The organism is Acinetobacter sp. ANC 5378 (assembly GCF_013004315.1).
In the GTDB taxonomy this organism is placed as follows: domain Bacteria; phylum Pseudomonadota; class Gammaproteobacteria; order Pseudomonadales; family Moraxellaceae; genus Acinetobacter.
This window is the reverse complement of the sequence record NZ_JABERK010000050.1, coordinates 1-14,922: the sequence shown is the minus strand read 5'-3', so window position 1 is coordinate 14,922 and position 14,922 is coordinate 1. Positions and strand designations below refer to the sequence as shown.

Here is a 14,922-nt window from a genome sequence, read left to right as displayed (position 1 = left end):
TATATCGGTTAATATGCTTTTCAAGAGAATCTGATTTTAGACTCGGTAATATGTTTCAGTTCATTCAGCAACAAAAAGACTTAGATAATATTTTGCATTTGATGGGTCAGACATCCATTTATGGATTAGACACAGAATTCATCAAAGTGGATACCCTGTGGCCTAAATTGGGTGTATTTCAGATCAATGTCGCAGGTCAAGTCTTTTTGCTCGATGGGACAAGTTTGGATTTGTCTGCATTTTGGCAAAAATTATTTCAAGCACATCAGAATGTCTTTCATGCCTGTAGTGAAGATATCGATTTAATCTATCACTATGCACAGCAAAAAAGCCTAAGCAACGTTTTTGATACTCAGGTTGGCATGTCCTTTTTAGGCCATGGGCTACAGATGAGCTATCAAAATGCATTAAAGCACATGCTGGATGTCGATATTGATAAAGGTCAAACGCGATCTGACTGGTTGGCACGTCCGCTTAGCCCCGAACAGCTAAGTTATGCTGCGAATGATGTGCTTTATTTGATGAATTTATCCAATAAAATTCAGCATGAATTAACTGAAAAATATTTGCTCGATTTTGCACTCGAAGATTGTCGTCATTTGACCCATGAAATTGGTCAAGAAACTCCATTAGATTTGCTCTACCATGATATTGGTAATTATCGTCATTCACGCCGTCAACTGATGCAGTTACAACAACTGGCTGTGTGGCGTGAACAGATGGTTAAAGCGCTGAATTATCCACGCAGCTTTATTCTGAAAAGTTCAACCATGATTGATTTGGTTGAAAAAAATCCCCGTAATCCTTTCCAGTTATCCAGCATTAAAGATATTCGTCAAAATATCGTGCGCGATCATGGGAAGACTATTTTAGATTTGTTGAAATTCTTGCCTGAGCAGGCGGAATGGCCATTGCGTATGGCACGTCCAATTCGTCATTCATCTAAAGATATTGGTGAAAAAGTCGATAAAGTCATTCAGGCTGTAGTAGAAGAAACTACAGTGCCGAAAGAAGTGCTGATGCGTAAAAAATGGCTGAATGCACTGTATCAGCATGTGGTATTTCATAATGACGAACAGGATTTACCGGCTTATCTTTTAGGTTGGCGCTATGAGCTGTTAACCAAGCCGCTGATTGATGTTTTGCATGCTGACGAACAATATCTGTCCACCCAAATGAAGGTGATGGAATAATTTTTAAACAGATTGATTAAAGAATTATCGTTTATACAAAATCAAGACTGATGCGTTAATAATCACTAATGTATCCGTCTTTTTTTTGCTGTATGCTTGAGCTAAGTTTTATGAGTACTGTTTCAACTATGCATTGTTCAATTTTCAAATCCAGCAAAAAAGATGAAATGTATCTTTACATTGCCCGTCCTGAGCCAACTGAAAACGAAGCTGAAGCAGCGAGTCCACTTGAAATTTTGCCAGAACCGATGCGTGTTGCATTTGGTCGTGCGACTTTTGTCATGGATTTAGAGCTATCTGAAAGCCGTAAATTGGCACGGGTAAATGTGTTGCATGTGATTGACTCCATTCAGACTAAAGGCTTCTTTATTCAAGTGCCACCAGAAGGTTTAATCAATCCTAATCAAGCTGCCCCAGAAGGGTTGCGCGGTGCCTAAAGTCGATTCAGGAGTTGCACGATGAATAGTTTTCTTTCACTACTAGATTCAATTCCTGAAGACAGCATCGCTGTCACGGTTTATATATTAGGCAGCATTATTATTCTTTGGGCATGGTATGCGATTGCAAAACGCTTGCCTAAACCTTTGGGCGGAATCACGTGGATCATTGGATTTGCGATTTTACTGACGCCTACGGTGTCTGAAGGAAATAATGCGTCCATCGCCCCAGCAATTTTTGGCTTGTTATTTGGCATTTTAACCAAAGAAACTGCTTTGGTCTGGTCAAATGCCTCTCTCATTTTATTTGTGATCGGGCTGGGTTTAGTGGTTGGCTATTTATGGACAAGATACACAGCCAACAAAGCAAAATTTGTAGTCAACAAAAATAGTTCACCGCTTTAAGTAAAACAATAAGGTTAAATCATGTCTGTGGATACTCAACAATTTTCTGGTACAGATCAGTACATTGCGACTGATAGTTTAAAACTTGCTGTTAAAGCTGCACGTGCATTGCAAAAACCACTTTTGGTTAAAGGTGAGCCGGGTACAGGTAAAACTTTACTTGCAGAACAAGTCGCTGAAAGTTTGGGGCTTGAACTGATTACCTGGCATATCAAGTCAACCACTAAAGCACAGCAAGGTTTATATGAATACGATGCCGTATCACGGTTGCGTGATAGCCAATTGGGCGATGATCGTGTTTATGACATTAAGAACTACATTAAACCTGGGAAATTGTGGGAAGCATTCACCCGTGAACAACGCTGTGTATTGTTGATTGATGAAATTGACAAGGCAGACATTGAGTTTCCAAACGACTTATTGCATGAACTGGATAAAATGTCGTTCTTTGTTTATGAAACCGGGGAAACCATCACTGCGACGCATCGTCCGATCGTGATTATCACTTCAAACAATGAAAAAGAATTACCGGATGCATTCTTGCGCCGTTGTTTCTTCCATTATATTGAATTCCCTGATGAAGCGACCATGCGCGAGATTATCGATGTGCATTTTCCGCAGGTTTCATCAGCTTTGGTGAATGAAGCCTTGCAGGTTTTCTTCAAGCTTCGCCAGATCCCAGGTTTAAAGAAACCACCATCAACCTCTGAATTGATTGACTGGTTAAGCTTATTGATGGCAGATGATATGCCTGAAGATATCTTGCGTAACCATGACAAATCGAAAGCCATTCCACCACTGTATGGTGCGCTGATTAAAAACGAGCAAGATGTGCAGTTGCTTGAACGTTTAGCCTTTATGTCGCGTCGTTAAGGAGACATCGCCATGTTTGTGCGATTGTTTTATACCTTAAGAAAATACGGCGTACCGGTTTCAACACGTGAACTGATTGACCTGAATGAAGCAGTTGCTTCAGGTCTGGTTTTTGCCGATCAGGATGAGTTCTACCAACTTGCAAAAACCGTCATGGTCAAAGATGAGCGTTTCTTTGATAAGTTTGACCGTGCCATGAAAGATTACTTTGATGGCATCTCAACTTTTGATCTGGATGATTTGCTCAATCAAGTGCATAAATTGCCGAAAGACTGGTTTGATCTTGAGCTGATCGAAAAGCATCTCACACCAGAGCAGCGCGAAGAACTCAAAAAAGCCGGTTCACTTGAAGAACTGATGAAGATGCTGGAAGAGCGTCTGCGTGAACAGCACAAGAAGCATCAGGGCGGTAACAAGATGATCGGTACCGGTGGCACCTCGCCATTCGGTGCTTATGGTGATCATCCTGAAGGTGTGCGCATTGGCGGGCCGGGACGTAAACGTTCTGCCGTCAAAGTCTGGGAACAGCGTAAATATCAAAACCTCGATGACGAACAGATTTTAGGAACACGCCAAATGCAAATGGCATTACGCCGTTTGCGTAAATTTGCCCGTCAAGGTGCTGCTGAAGAACTGGACATTAATGGTACGATTCGTGAAACGGCAAAGCAGGGCATTCTAGATGTACAACTGGTGCCAGAACGACGTAACCGTATTAAAGTGCTGATGTTATTTGATGTCGGTGGGTCAATGGATTCACACATTGCCCAATGTGAAAAACTATTCAGTGCTGCCAAAACAGAATTTAAGACTTTAGAGTATTTTTATTTCCATAATTGTCTGTACGATTATGTATGGAAGGACAATATTCGTCGTTCTAACACGCGTATGAACACCTGGGATTTATTCAATACCTATGGGCGCGACTATCGTGTAATTGTCGTTGGGGATGCCAGTATGGCACCTTATGAGCTGAGTTCTGTAGGCGGTTCGGTGGAATATATGAATGATGAAGCGGGCAATGTCTGGTTGCAGCGTTTACGTCAGCATTTTGAAAAAACCGCATGGCTGAATCCTGAAGAAGACCGTTATTGGCATTACACGCATACCATTGGTCAAATTAAGCAGATTTTTGAAGATCATATGTATCCAATGACCTTGAAAGGTGTGGAAGATATGACAAAATATTTAGCTCGCTAGGCATAATAAAACTCAACGCGTTCGTTTTAAATGAAGGAATAGTAAAATGACTCATCAAATTAATGGTATCCCATTACCCAATGAAGAAGGTTTCTTTGGACAATACGGCGGTCAATTTATCCCACCTCATTTAAAAGAAGCGATGGATGAGATCAATGTGGCGTATGAGAAAATTCGTCATACTGCAGAATTTCAAAATGAATTGGCAGATTTGTTTGCCAATTATGTCGGTCGTCCAAGCCCACTGTTTCATGCCAAACGTTTGTCTGATCAATTGGGTGGAGCGCAAATCTACCTGAAACGTGAAGATTTAAACCACACCGGTGCACATAAAATTAACCACTGTTTAGGCGAAGCTTTGCTTGCCAAATATATGGGTAAGAAGAAAGTCATTGCAGAAACGGGTGCAGGACAGCATGGGGTGGCTTTGGCTACAGCATGTGCTTTGGTCGGTATTCCATGTGAAATTCACATGGGACAAGTGGATATTGAAAAAGAACATCCGAATGTCGTGAAAATGAAAATTTTGGGCGCCACCCTTATTTCTGTCACGCGTGGCACTGCAACCTTAAAAGATGCGGTAGACAGTGCGTTTGAAGAATATCTCAAAGATCCGAAAAATTTTATTTATGCGATTGGTTCGGTGGTCGGTCCACATCCATTCCCGAAAATGGTGCGTGATTTTCAGGCTATTATTGGTGATGAAATTAAAGTTCAAACCCATGATTGTTTCGGTTCGAATCCAGATTATATTGTGGCTTGTGTGGGCGGTGGTTCAAATGCGATGGGGGCTTTCACCGCATTTTTAAATGAACCAGATGTAAAGCTTGTTGGGGTTGAGCCTGCAGGACATGGTCTGGATACCACTATGCACTCCGCAACCTTGACCTTGGGTAAACCAAGTCAATTGCATGGTATGGCGTGTTACGTGCTTGAAGATGAACAAGGCGAACCATTGCCGGTCCATTCAATTGCTTCTGGTCTGGATTATCCGGGTGTAGGTCCACAGCACAGTTTCTTGAAAGATTTGGGGCGTGTGGAATACTCAACCGCGACCGATCAGGAATGCCTAGATGCCTTTATGACATTGTCGCGTGTAGAAGGTATTGTTCCTGCACTAGAAAGCTCACATGCCGTAGCATGGGCGATACGTGAAGCACCAAAAATGGCCAAAGATGTGAAAATTGTGGTGAACTTATCCGGTCGTGGTGATAAAGATTCTGATTATGTTGCGGAAAAATTGGGTTTGAACTAGAAAATACGTCCATTTTTAAAGCTAACTGTTAAGTTCTAGCCGGAACATAAAAAAACCTCTCGAAACGAGAGGTTTTTTTATTGGGTTTAAAAGGTTAACTGGCAATATATTGTTGGAGTTGATCAATCAATTTGCGCTGATCTTCCATGACGGCTTTGACCAAGTCACCAATTGAAATCAAGCCAATAAGTTTATCATTTTCAACCACAGGAAGATGACGTAAATGGCGATCTGTCATGAGACCTAAGCAATCTTCAACACTGGTTGATTTGGTAACTGTTAATACTTTTGCAGTCATAATTTCACTGACCGTAGTTTCTTCAGACCTACGTTCCATCAGCGTGACTTTACGCATGTAATCACGTTCAGACAGAATACCGACTACTTTCTCTTGCTCAGTCACTACCAGTGCGCCAATGCCTTTATCTGCCATAAGTGAAATTGCTTCAAGTACAGTTGCTTCTGGACTAATGGTAAAAATAGTTTGTTCAATTTTGTCCTGAATAACTTGTGCTACATTGGTCATTTATTATCGTCCTTTGGTGTTTATTCTTTGATATTAAACTTAGCGCGAAATCAGAAAAATGCAAACACTTTTCAATTCAGAAACTTAATTTTACATTTCTCTGTATTTCGCTTGAACCGTTTGCATAACTGCCTAAGCAGGTTGCAAAGATTCAGAGAAAAAGAAGTGACGCATTTGTTGAGTGGTCAATTTAAATTTTCGACTTGAAGAATTACATAAAGCAGGCGTAACTTTTAAACGCGTTAATGTCGGCAGTAAGGATTCTTGAAAATCCTTAGGGGTAATTTTACGGGGAGTATAATCTGGCCAATGTAGCTTGGCATAGTTGTGTGCTTGAATACTGTTGAGCCAAAAGGGAAAAATGAAGTCCTCCTGGTCCGACATCATTGCCCAGCCTTGTTGATGATATAAACCCCAGAGTACACCGCAGTACATCATTGACTTTAAAAGGGTGATTTTAAAGAACAAGTCTTTAGGAATAAGGTGTAAAGATTTAATTTGATTCATACCAAAAGCATCTAGTGACTTCGGGAGCTATTGTAGGAAATTCAGATGAAAGTTCAGTGTAAGCTTTGAGAAACAATGTAAGAAAATATGTATTTAAAAACAATAGGCATTAAAAAACGCCACCTTAGTGACGTTTTGTTAAGCTTGCATTGTGGCTAAATTCTGCCAGTATTGTGCTTTTAGCGAGTCTCGTTCTACACGAAAACCTTGATAATAAAGTTCTGCTAAAAATAATGCTGCTTTACCATGCCCAGCACGAGCGACTTCTTCCAATTTTTGAACCGCATCTGCAAAATTCATTTGAGATTGAATGGTGTTTACTGCATCTGCATATGCATGTTCTAAGTCTTGATGAGAGAGTTGTTGAATCATATTAAACTCCTTATTGTAATTATGATTGCTAGTGTAAGACTTTTAAGCTCGTCTTGATACTAATTTAACTTGGTATTATTAAATTAATATTACATTAAACCTAAATTGTCAAACAATATATGTGGGTAATTCTTGTTAATTCAAGTTTACATGATTAAACAATGCACAAAATGATTTTTTATTAATATGGATGTACGGAAACTGTTAAGTATAAGGAGAATAACATGACAAAAACATTAGATGGTTTGAATTTTGATTTGCCTCCAACAGAAGCTCAAATTATTGAGCTTGCTCATCAACATCGCAAAAATTTAGACGAAGCAATTTTTCATCAGGAAATTCATCTGGGTAATTTTTGTCTGGCTCAGCGCAAAAGAGTTTATGATTTTACCCGTCAGCTGGATCCACAACAACGTGAAGAGTTTTATGATGTTTATAATGGCGAGTTAAAGCGTGTCGCGGATGATGATGAACTACATCCAGTTGATTCGGAAAGAGGGGTCGGGGTTTTTGCCATTGCGCTGGTTTTAGGGATTATTGCGTTGGTACTTTACTTTGCAGTGATCAGAAACGTCATAGGATAAGCAATTGATGATTGCTCAATTTCTGCCACAAGTGCTTTGAAATTGAGCAAATCTGCTTGTACTTATTTTTACCGCGCCATACACTACCTTGAGTTCGAGGTAGGTTATGCATATTGCTATAGAAAAAATTGTTCAATTAAAATCTGAAATAAAACTTGAAAATGTTTATAACGTGCTCATTGTTACGATTATCGCCATTATATTAATCCTTGCTTTTATTGCCCTGCATCGACCAATTTCAGTTACACAATTTGAAAATATTGTGAAACTTTCATCCCAAGCCAATTATCCGGATACTCAAGAAATGGCCTTGCACCTGATGCAGCAGCATCAGGTTCCTTACGGTCAATACTTTAAATTGATGCAGGCGCATCAGTTGGAAATGACCCGGGCACATCAATTACCTCCTTTGCAGGCGGAGCAATAATCGTTTTAGGCATTTGTTCTATTGAAGGCGAAGGAAGCGTAGGTTCATGTGGAAGCAGATTTTGCTTGAGGGTTGCTTGCAAAGCCTGTTTATCTAATTTGTCATTGACCACAATCAGGGTTAAGCGTTCAGGATGCAGATGTTTCCGGATTGCATTTTGTACATCTTGCGCAGTCATTTTCTCTAATAATTGTGGGTATTGATTCAAATAATCAGCCGCTTGGTTGTAAAATCCCATTGAACCTAACTGTGCATTAATATTGGCATTGCTACTATAATTATTTGGAAAAGCCCGTAACATACCGACTTTGGTTTCTTCCAGCTGTTTTTGATCAATCGGTTGCTGTACAAAATTGACTAGAGCCTGATGAGCAACTTGAATACTGTCGAGTAGCTGGTCTTGTCGGGTTGAGTAACTAAAACTAAAAGTGCCGGGAACTTGGCTAAATGAAAAAGAACTATAAGCCCCATAGGTATAACCTCGTTTCACCCGCAGCTCTTTCATCAAGACAGAGTTAAAGCCACTACCACCAAACATTTGGTTGGCAACTTCTAAAGCTAAACGATCTGGATCAAATCGCGTAGTGCCTAAATGTCCCATTATCACATGCGCTTGGCTAGAATTAAAGGTCAGGTGGAGAATATCAAAAGCCGATTTGTCGAGTGGTTGCGCCAGTGGTTTGGCTTTTTCACCCTGTTTTAAATTGCCAGCAATGCGTTCAGAAAGTTGTAGTGCTTGTTTTGCATTAAGTTGACCAGTAATGGCGATATTCAGATTTTGTGCCACCAGAAATTGATCACTAAATTGTTTCAGCTGTACTGGGGTTATTTTACTAATGCTGCGTTGTGTTCCGGTAATCGGTTCTGCATAGGGGTGCTTTCCATACAAAACACGATAAAACTGAACATTCATCATCCGGCTTGGGCTTTCCTGGATTTGCTTCTGACCCACCTGAGTATTGCTTAAGACCAAATCAATACTCGATTTTTTAAACGTCGAATGATTTAAAACTTCCATCATCATGCCTAAAGCTGGTTCAAGTTTTTTAGGGTCAGATAGCACCCTTAATTTTACAACGAACATGTCCCGATAAGCTTGCGCATTAAATTTGGCACCCACGCGTTCAAAAGCACTGGCAATTTCGTTTGCGGTATATTTTTCTGTGCCTTCATCAATCAGCTTTGCCGCCATATTGGCAATACCATACAAACCTGGAGCGATCTCTTCATCCCGTGCTGCACCTGCATTAAAGGTCAGTTGAATATCGATCATGGGAAGATCTGGTGATTCTACAAACAGGGTGCGGACTTTATAGCGGTTTTTCAGCTCATGAACATAAGGGGTGCGCAATTGAAATTGTTTATTATTGATTTTTAAACTTTGTAAAAGGGGAATCGAGATTAAATGGGTCGGATTGTCATCGCTAATACTATTTAAGTCCACATCCGCAATTGTAGATTGAGCCGCAACAATAGAACTGAGTAAAATAATAGGGCGTAGCTTCAACATGTAAAATTCCGTTATTGTGCTTTATTTTCGGGAGAAAGATATAAAGTGCTGAGATTGTCACGGCTAAAATAAATATTTGCCACGCGTTGAATATCTTGGGGAGTGACCGTTTCAAAATGCTTTGGCAGTTCATCCATCAAGCGAAAACTTAAGCCGTTGATTTCTAAGTTGCCGATCATTTTGGCTTGTCCGGCAACATCATCTTGGCTATAGACTAAATTGGAAACGAATTTAGCCGTCACGCGTTCAACCTCTTCGGGTTTAATCAGTTCGGTTTTTAATAAATCAATTTCACTTTGAATGGCTTTTTCAGCATCTAGTAAACTCACGCCATCCGTAGGTAATGTGGAAATGCTCAATAAGCTGTCTCCACGACTATAGGGATCATAAGAAACACTGATTGCAGTCAAAATTTTCTGGTCACGGACGAGTCGGTCTTGCAGTCGTGAAGAAATACCACTATCCAACAAACTTTTAATAATCGTCAGTGCATAAGCATCTTTGGGGTTTTTAGCCGTGACCAGTGAAGGTACATTCCATGCCATATATAAATTGGGTACTTGCACAGGCAGGTTGAGTTCCATGTGACGGTAACCAATGCGGTCAAACTCCAATACGTCATTTCTGGGCGGTGTTTTTCTGGCGGGAATGTCACCAAAATATTTTTGTACTTGCAGCAAGGCATTTTCAGAATCAACATCGCCGACAATAATCAATATGGCATTATTCGGGGTATACCAGTCGCGATACCATTTTTTTACATCTTCAAGCTGAATGTTTTGAAGATTTTTCATGTGCCCAATGACGGGTTGTCGATAGTGACTGGTGGGATAAGCAATCCATTTAAATCGTTCAAATGCAAGCGATCTCGGATTGTCATCAGTGCGCAAGCGCCGTTCTTCCATCACCACTTTAATTTCTGGATCGAAATCTTGCTGCCGCAACAGTAAATTACTCATGCGATCCGATTCAAGCTCTAAAGCCATGGGGAAATAAGTTTTAGGATAGAGCTGGTAATAATTGGTGTAATTGGTAAAGGTTGAAGCATTGATACTCCCCCCATAAATACGACTTAAACGGGTAAATTCATCATTGGGAACTTTATTTGTGCCTTTAAACATCATATGTTCAAGTACATGGGAAATGCCCAGCAAATTTCCAGATTCATCACTACTTCCCACGCCATACCAGATTTGCGTCATGACCATGGGGGAGCGATGGTCTTCGCGAATAATCACTTTTAAGCCATTTTTAAGCGTAGTTTCAAAGGTGCTGCGTGCTAACTCACTCCGTGTCTCGGCATAAACCCATCCGCTTTGCATTGAGAGTAAGGCAAAGCCCATGAGTAAAATGTGTTTCTTAAAAAAAGACCGCTTTGGAAAAAGTGAGACGTAAATTTTGAGCACAATATTTACCAAAGTGATTAATTGTATTTATGATTATTTTTAAGAAATTCCTGTTTGAAAGCAAGGTGGAGTTGTTCGTTTTTGGTGTGTTGTACGTCTACTGGGGATTGCAACGGAAATCTATGCTAGAATCCTTGTTTTTCAACGCAATGCTTTTCAAGGATTCGGCATGCAACAGCAATCTAATGGGCAAAATAAATTTTTGATTGATGCTGATATCGGGGATGACGATGTCACTTTACCGAATTTACCTGCGGTAAATGTACCTATTGTTGAAGCTCCAAAACAAGAACAAGCAAGTGTTTCTGCGCCTGTAGCCACAGAAACTGAGCAAGATGATGCATCTAAAGGTGGCTTTTTTAGCCGCATGAAAGTGGGCTTAACCAAAACCCGTAAAAACCTTGCTGATGGCATGGTGAATATTCTGATCGGTGGTAAAGAAATCGATGATGAATTATTGGAGGAAGTTGAAGAGCAATTACTGGTTGCAGATATCGGTGTAGATGCGACTAAAACCATTATTGCCAATTTAACTGAACGTACCACACGTGGCGATTTGATCTATTCACATTCATTGTATAAAGCTTTGCAGGAAGAGCTGGTGGCGATTTTGGCTCCACGTGTCAAGCCTTTGCATATTGACCCAAATAAAGCGCCATTTGTTATTTTGGTGGTGGGTGTCAATGGTGTGGGCAAAACCACAACCATTGGCAAACTGGCAAAACGCTTACAAGGTGAAGGCAAGAAAGTGATGCTGGCAGCAGGCGATACCTTCCGTGCTGCAGCAACAGAACAGCTTCAAATTTGGGGTGAACGTAATAATATTGCAGTGGTTGCACAAGGTCATGGTGCAGATTCTGCCTCGGTGATTTTTGATGCCTTTGAAAGTGCGCGTGCCAAAGGTGTTGATGTTCTTATTGCCGATACTGCGGGACGTTTACATAATAAAAGTCACTTGATGCAAGAGCTCACCAAAGTTAAACGCGTGATGCAAAAAATTGACGCAACTGCACCGCATGAAATCATGTTGGTGGTGGATGCCGGTACAGGTCAAAATGCGATTAATCAAGTCGAAATGTTTGATGAGGCGGTTGGCCTAACCGGACTTACCATTACCAAGCTTGATGGTACGGCAAAGGGTGGTGTGCTGTTTAACATTGCCAGTCGTACCCATGTACCGATTCGTTTTATTGGTGTGGGTGAAAAAATCGACGATTTACGTCCGTTTTCGGCAAAATCGTTTGTTGCAGCATTATTTGAAACAGAAAAGTAAAATGCCTGATGTTTCACACAAACTCCGCCAAGTGCGGAGTTTGTTGTTTTTAAGCTAATTGTTTGATTTAAAAAACAACATCTAAAAATAACTTATTCAAAGAAGTCCTCTGGAAACGACTAGAATCAACAGACATTAAAAGCTTGGGCATTCGTATTATTGGGGGAGTACTGCTGTGGCATTGTTAGAAAAAATTGGTCATGTCCTGAAGTCAGATATTACTAAAGATTTTAAGCTTAAAAAAAGAGCTGCAGAAGAAATACACGAATTAACTTTTGTTGATCATTTGAAAAAACGTCGCAGCATCTATGTGCTTGGGAAGAAGGTTCATTATAGTCAAGCCTATTTGGCAGAATTGATTCAGGAAGCTGTACGAAGTTGTCCATCGGCCTTAAATTCTCAAAGTTCACGAATTGTGGTGCTATTTGGTGAGTCTCATGAAAAATTTTGGGACATTGTCAAAGAAGTACAACGAAAATTGGTTGCGGTGCATGTTTTTGCAGGCACAGAGATGAAGATAGACCAATGTGCCGCAGGTTTTGGTACGGTTCTTTTTTATGAGGATCAGCAAACCATTCAGCGATTACAAAAGAAAATCCCTTTCAATGCGGGGGATTTTCCGGTTTGGTCAGAACAGACTTCAGGCATGGCACAATATGCAGTATGGACGGCTTTAGCTGATTCGGGGATCGGCGCTTGCCTGCAACACTATAACCCGAGTATAGATGCAGTAGTTGCTGACTATTTTAATATAGACGCATCGTGGTTGCTTCGAGCGCAGCTGGTTTTTGGTTCAATTGAACAAGATGCTGAGCTTAAACATGATCCACAAGATGGCGATCGATTTAGAATATTGGTCTAATCGATGCTATGAACAAATAAAGCACCTGTCGTAGGTGCTTTTTCTGTTTTAAATAGGCATAAAACTCAAAAAAGTACTTCATCAAATTGTTTTATAAATAAAACACAATGTCACTTTTTTAGTCATGTACTCATCATGGAATTAACATAAGATAAGTTCATTCTAATAATGTTTAACAAAAAAAGGGGTTATCCCATGTCATTTCTAGATCAAATGAAACAACGCCGTACCATTTACTCAATTAGTAAAAATGTTCCACTGGCACAAGAAAAAATCGAAGAAATCATCAAAGAAGCGGTTCGTAACAGCCCATCTGCTTTTAATTCACAAACCTCACGTATTGTTACTCTATATGGTGAATCACATACCAAATTCTGGAATATCGTACGTGAAACACTACGTAAAATGGTGCCACAAGATGCCTTTGAAAAGACCGATGCAAAAATTAACAGTTTTGCAGCAGGTTATGGCACCATTTTATTTTTTGAAGATCAAGATGTGGTCAAATCGTTGCAAGAGCAGTTTTCATTATATGCAGATCATTTCCCGGCATGGTCAGAGCATTCAAGTGGTATTGCACAGTTTGCCGTATGGACAGCATTGGCGGAACACCATATAGGGGCTTCATTGCAGCACTATCATCCTGTAATTGATGAGGAAGTTACCAAAACTTTTGACATTCCTAAAAACTGGAAATTACGTGCTCAGTTGGTGTTCGGTGCAATTGAAGCACCTGCCGGAGAAAAAACCTTTATGGATGATAAACTACGTTTTAAGACATTTAACTAAGCATTTCTTTACTTAAAGGCAAAAAGAGCGTTATTGAACGCTCTTTTTTATAGCTCAAAAAATCTTAAAAGTTTATATCTATGAAGTTGAAAAGCTTATCTCAACAAAGTCTTGAAGATGCTGGTGTATTGAAAATGGCTTTGTCATAAAATCGTCATTTATACATTGCATAGTGCAACTGAATTTTAACAATGAAAGAAGAGAAAGCAGAATGGCTTTAAGATTAACTTTTGCAGCAGCTGCATTAATGATCAGTGGTGCGGCATTTTCGGCGGTCACGATTACAGCACCTGAAGAAATCAAAATTGTTGCGGTAAATGATCAGGAAGTTAATACAGGATTATTCCGCTCAGCGAATAATCAATATAAAGTCGATGCAGGTGAAAGTAGTATTAGTGTGCGTTACACCCAATATTTTGAACACCTGAATGGTGAACACGACATTGTGAAGTCTGGTGTGGTGACCTTAAAAACGCCATTTCTAAAAGATGGTGAAAATTACCGATTAGATTTAGTAAATGCACCAGCAAGTTTTGAGGCTGCAAAAAAATATGCTGAACAACCTATCGTTGCTTTGGTTGATAAAAATAAACAACTACTGGTTCAACAAACCGGTGCAAACACAGAACAAAAACCTTGGTTAGGGCAAGGTATCTTTGCAAAAGCCACAGACTTAACCCAAAAAAAATCGGCACCTGTTAATCAACCTGCTGCTATTTATGCACAGACAACCAGCTTAAATTCTGGCGCAACTGTTAATTCTATTCATTCCGCAGATCAGCAACTGATTCAGCTTTGGCAAAAGTCGAATAAAGCAGAACGTCAAAAATTTATGAGCTGGTTGGCTGAACAAGCGAACTAATTCATAAAGTAACTCATTTAAAGAAAAACCCGCTTAGGCGGGGTTTTCTTTTTATTGTATGTGTAGTTGTGACATGGAAATTGGTTTTTTATAGATAAGAAATAGTAGAAACAGACTTAAAAAGTGAGAAAAACAGCATTTTGGATTAAAAAATAAACAGTCAGTTCTATTTTAAGGTTATTTTGATAAATAGGGGTTGCGCGCATTTAGAAACTGTATAGAATACGCTGCATCCCGACGAGATAGACGGAAACGAACGAAGCGCGAAGCGCTGAGTTGTTAAGTTTATAGCGTTGAGTGACTTGTCTCTGACGAAGAGCAAGAAGATCATTAAGAGATTATGAAGAACAACTTGTGTGGATTTTTACTGGTTGATCGATCGAAATTATTTTCATTGATTGATGGTAAAAATTACTCGAAGTTTATTTGAGAAATATTTGT

The 14,922-nt window shown here is 39.9% G+C and carries 17 protein-coding genes; 12 read left to right on the top strand and 5 right to left on the bottom strand.

Annotation, left to right across the window (positions count from 1 at the left end; all coding sequences use genetic code 11):
* Nucleotides 1–50 precede the first annotated feature (50 nt).
* The 6 genes from HLH16_RS10925 to trpB all read left to right on the top strand — a co-directional run bounded on the left by HLH16_RS10925 (nt 51) and on the right by trpB (nt 5,363).
* Complete coding sequence (locus tag HLH16_RS10925) at nt 51–1,193, top strand: ribonuclease D (RefSeq protein ID WP_171529352.1); 1,143 nt, start codon at nt 51–53, stop codon at nt 1,191–1,193.
* A gap of 128 nt (nt 1,194–1,321) precedes the next feature.
* A complete protein-coding gene (locus tag HLH16_RS10920) occupies nt 1,322–1,630 on the top strand; it encodes a YcgL domain-containing protein (protein WP_171529388.1) in 309 nt (102 codons plus the stop codon).
* A 21-nt stretch (nt 1,631–1,651) separates the two neighbouring features.
* On the top strand, nt 1,652–2,035 hold the full coding sequence (locus tag HLH16_RS10915) for a hypothetical protein (RefSeq protein WP_171529351.1): 384 nt from the start codon (nt 1,652–1,654) through the stop codon (nt 2,033–2,035).
* A 21-nt stretch (nt 2,036–2,056) separates the two neighbouring features.
* Complete coding sequence (locus HLH16_RS10910; protein ID WP_086193380.1) at nt 2,057–2,908, top strand: AAA family ATPase; 852 nt, start codon at nt 2,057–2,059, stop codon at nt 2,906–2,908.
* A 12-nt stretch (nt 2,909–2,920) separates the two neighbouring features.
* Nucleotides 2,921–4,108, top strand: a complete 1,188-nt coding sequence (locus tag HLH16_RS10905) for a vWA domain-containing protein (protein WP_171529350.1) — start codon at nt 2,921–2,923, stop codon at nt 4,106–4,108.
* A gap of 46 nt (nt 4,109–4,154) precedes the next feature.
* Entirely contained in the window at nt 4,155–5,363 is a 1,209-nt protein-coding gene (trpB, locus tag HLH16_RS10900; RefSeq protein WP_171529349.1) for a tryptophan synthase subunit beta, read from the top strand.
* A gap of 94 nt (nt 5,364–5,457) precedes the next feature.
* On the opposite strand, the gene HLH16_RS10895 is transcribed toward trpB, so the two are convergent.
* The 3 genes from HLH16_RS10895 to HLH16_RS10885 all read right to left on the bottom strand — a co-directional run bounded on the left by HLH16_RS10895 (nt 5,458) and on the right by HLH16_RS10885 (nt 6,768).
* Complete coding sequence (locus HLH16_RS10895) at nt 5,458–5,889, bottom strand: CBS domain-containing protein (protein WP_171529348.1); 432 nt, start codon at nt 5,887–5,889, stop codon at nt 5,458–5,460.
* Nucleotides 5,890–6,021: 132 nt separating this feature from the next.
* Entirely contained in the window at nt 6,022–6,396 is a 375-nt protein-coding gene (locus tag HLH16_RS10890; RefSeq protein WP_131290991.1) for a DUF2750 domain-containing protein, read from the bottom strand.
* 138 nt (nt 6,397–6,534) lie between these two features.
* The gene (locus tag HLH16_RS10885) at nt 6,535–6,768 is read right to left on the bottom strand and encodes an SEL1-like repeat protein (protein WP_067724773.1); all 234 of its coding nucleotides are present in this window, start codon (nt 6,766–6,768) and stop codon (nt 6,535–6,537) included.
* A 224-nt stretch (nt 6,769–6,992) separates the two neighbouring features.
* On the opposite strand from HLH16_RS10885, the gene HLH16_RS10880 reads away from it, so the two are divergent.
* The gene (locus HLH16_RS10880) at nt 6,993–7,352 is read left to right on the top strand and encodes a hypothetical protein (protein WP_131290989.1); all 360 of its coding nucleotides are present in this window, start codon (nt 6,993–6,995) and stop codon (nt 7,350–7,352) included.
* A gap of 106 nt (nt 7,353–7,458) precedes the next feature.
* The gene (locus HLH16_RS10875; protein WP_131290987.1) at nt 7,459–7,779 is read left to right on the top strand and encodes a hypothetical protein; all 321 of its coding nucleotides are present in this window, start codon (nt 7,459–7,461) and stop codon (nt 7,777–7,779) included.
* Here the strand turns inward: HLH16_RS10875 and HLH16_RS10870 are convergent.
* Nucleotides 7,706–9,289, bottom strand: coding sequence for an insulinase family protein (locus HLH16_RS10870; RefSeq protein WP_171529347.1), 1,584 nt, complete (start codon nt 9,287–9,289; stop codon nt 7,706–7,708). The genes HLH16_RS10875 and HLH16_RS10870 overlap by 74 nt on opposite strands.
* A gap of 11 nt (nt 9,290–9,300) precedes the next feature.
* The gene (locus HLH16_RS10865; RefSeq protein ID WP_250850271.1) at nt 9,301–10,632 is read right to left on the bottom strand and encodes a M16 family metallopeptidase; all 1,332 of its coding nucleotides are present in this window, start codon (nt 10,630–10,632) and stop codon (nt 9,301–9,303) included.
* Nucleotides 10,633–10,864: 232 nt separating this feature from the next.
* Here HLH16_RS10865 and ftsY point away from each other — a divergent pair, with 232 nt between their 5' ends.
* The 4 genes from ftsY (at nt 10,865) to HLH16_RS10845 (ending at nt 14,481) form a co-directional block, all read left to right on the top strand.
* A complete protein-coding gene (ftsY, locus tag HLH16_RS10860) occupies nt 10,865–11,968 on the top strand; it encodes a signal recognition particle-docking protein FtsY (protein WP_171529345.1) in 1,104 nt (367 codons plus the stop codon).
* A 175-nt stretch (nt 11,969–12,143) separates the two neighbouring features.
* On the top strand, nt 12,144–12,830 hold the full coding sequence (locus HLH16_RS10855) for a nitroreductase family protein (RefSeq protein WP_171529344.1): 687 nt from the start codon (nt 12,144–12,146) through the stop codon (nt 12,828–12,830).
* A gap of 195 nt (nt 12,831–13,025) precedes the next feature.
* Nucleotides 13,026–13,619 carry a nitroreductase family protein gene (locus HLH16_RS10850; RefSeq protein WP_171529343.1) on the top strand — a complete coding sequence of 198 codons (594 nt, stop codon included), beginning with the start codon at nt 13,026–13,028 and terminating at the stop codon, nt 13,617–13,619.
* Between the two features lie 211 nt (nt 13,620–13,830).
* The gene (locus HLH16_RS10845) at nt 13,831–14,481 is read left to right on the top strand and encodes a DUF2057 family protein (RefSeq protein ID WP_171529342.1); all 651 of its coding nucleotides are present in this window, start codon (nt 13,831–13,833) and stop codon (nt 14,479–14,481) included.
* The last annotated feature ends 441 nt before the right edge of the window (nt 14,482–14,922 follow it).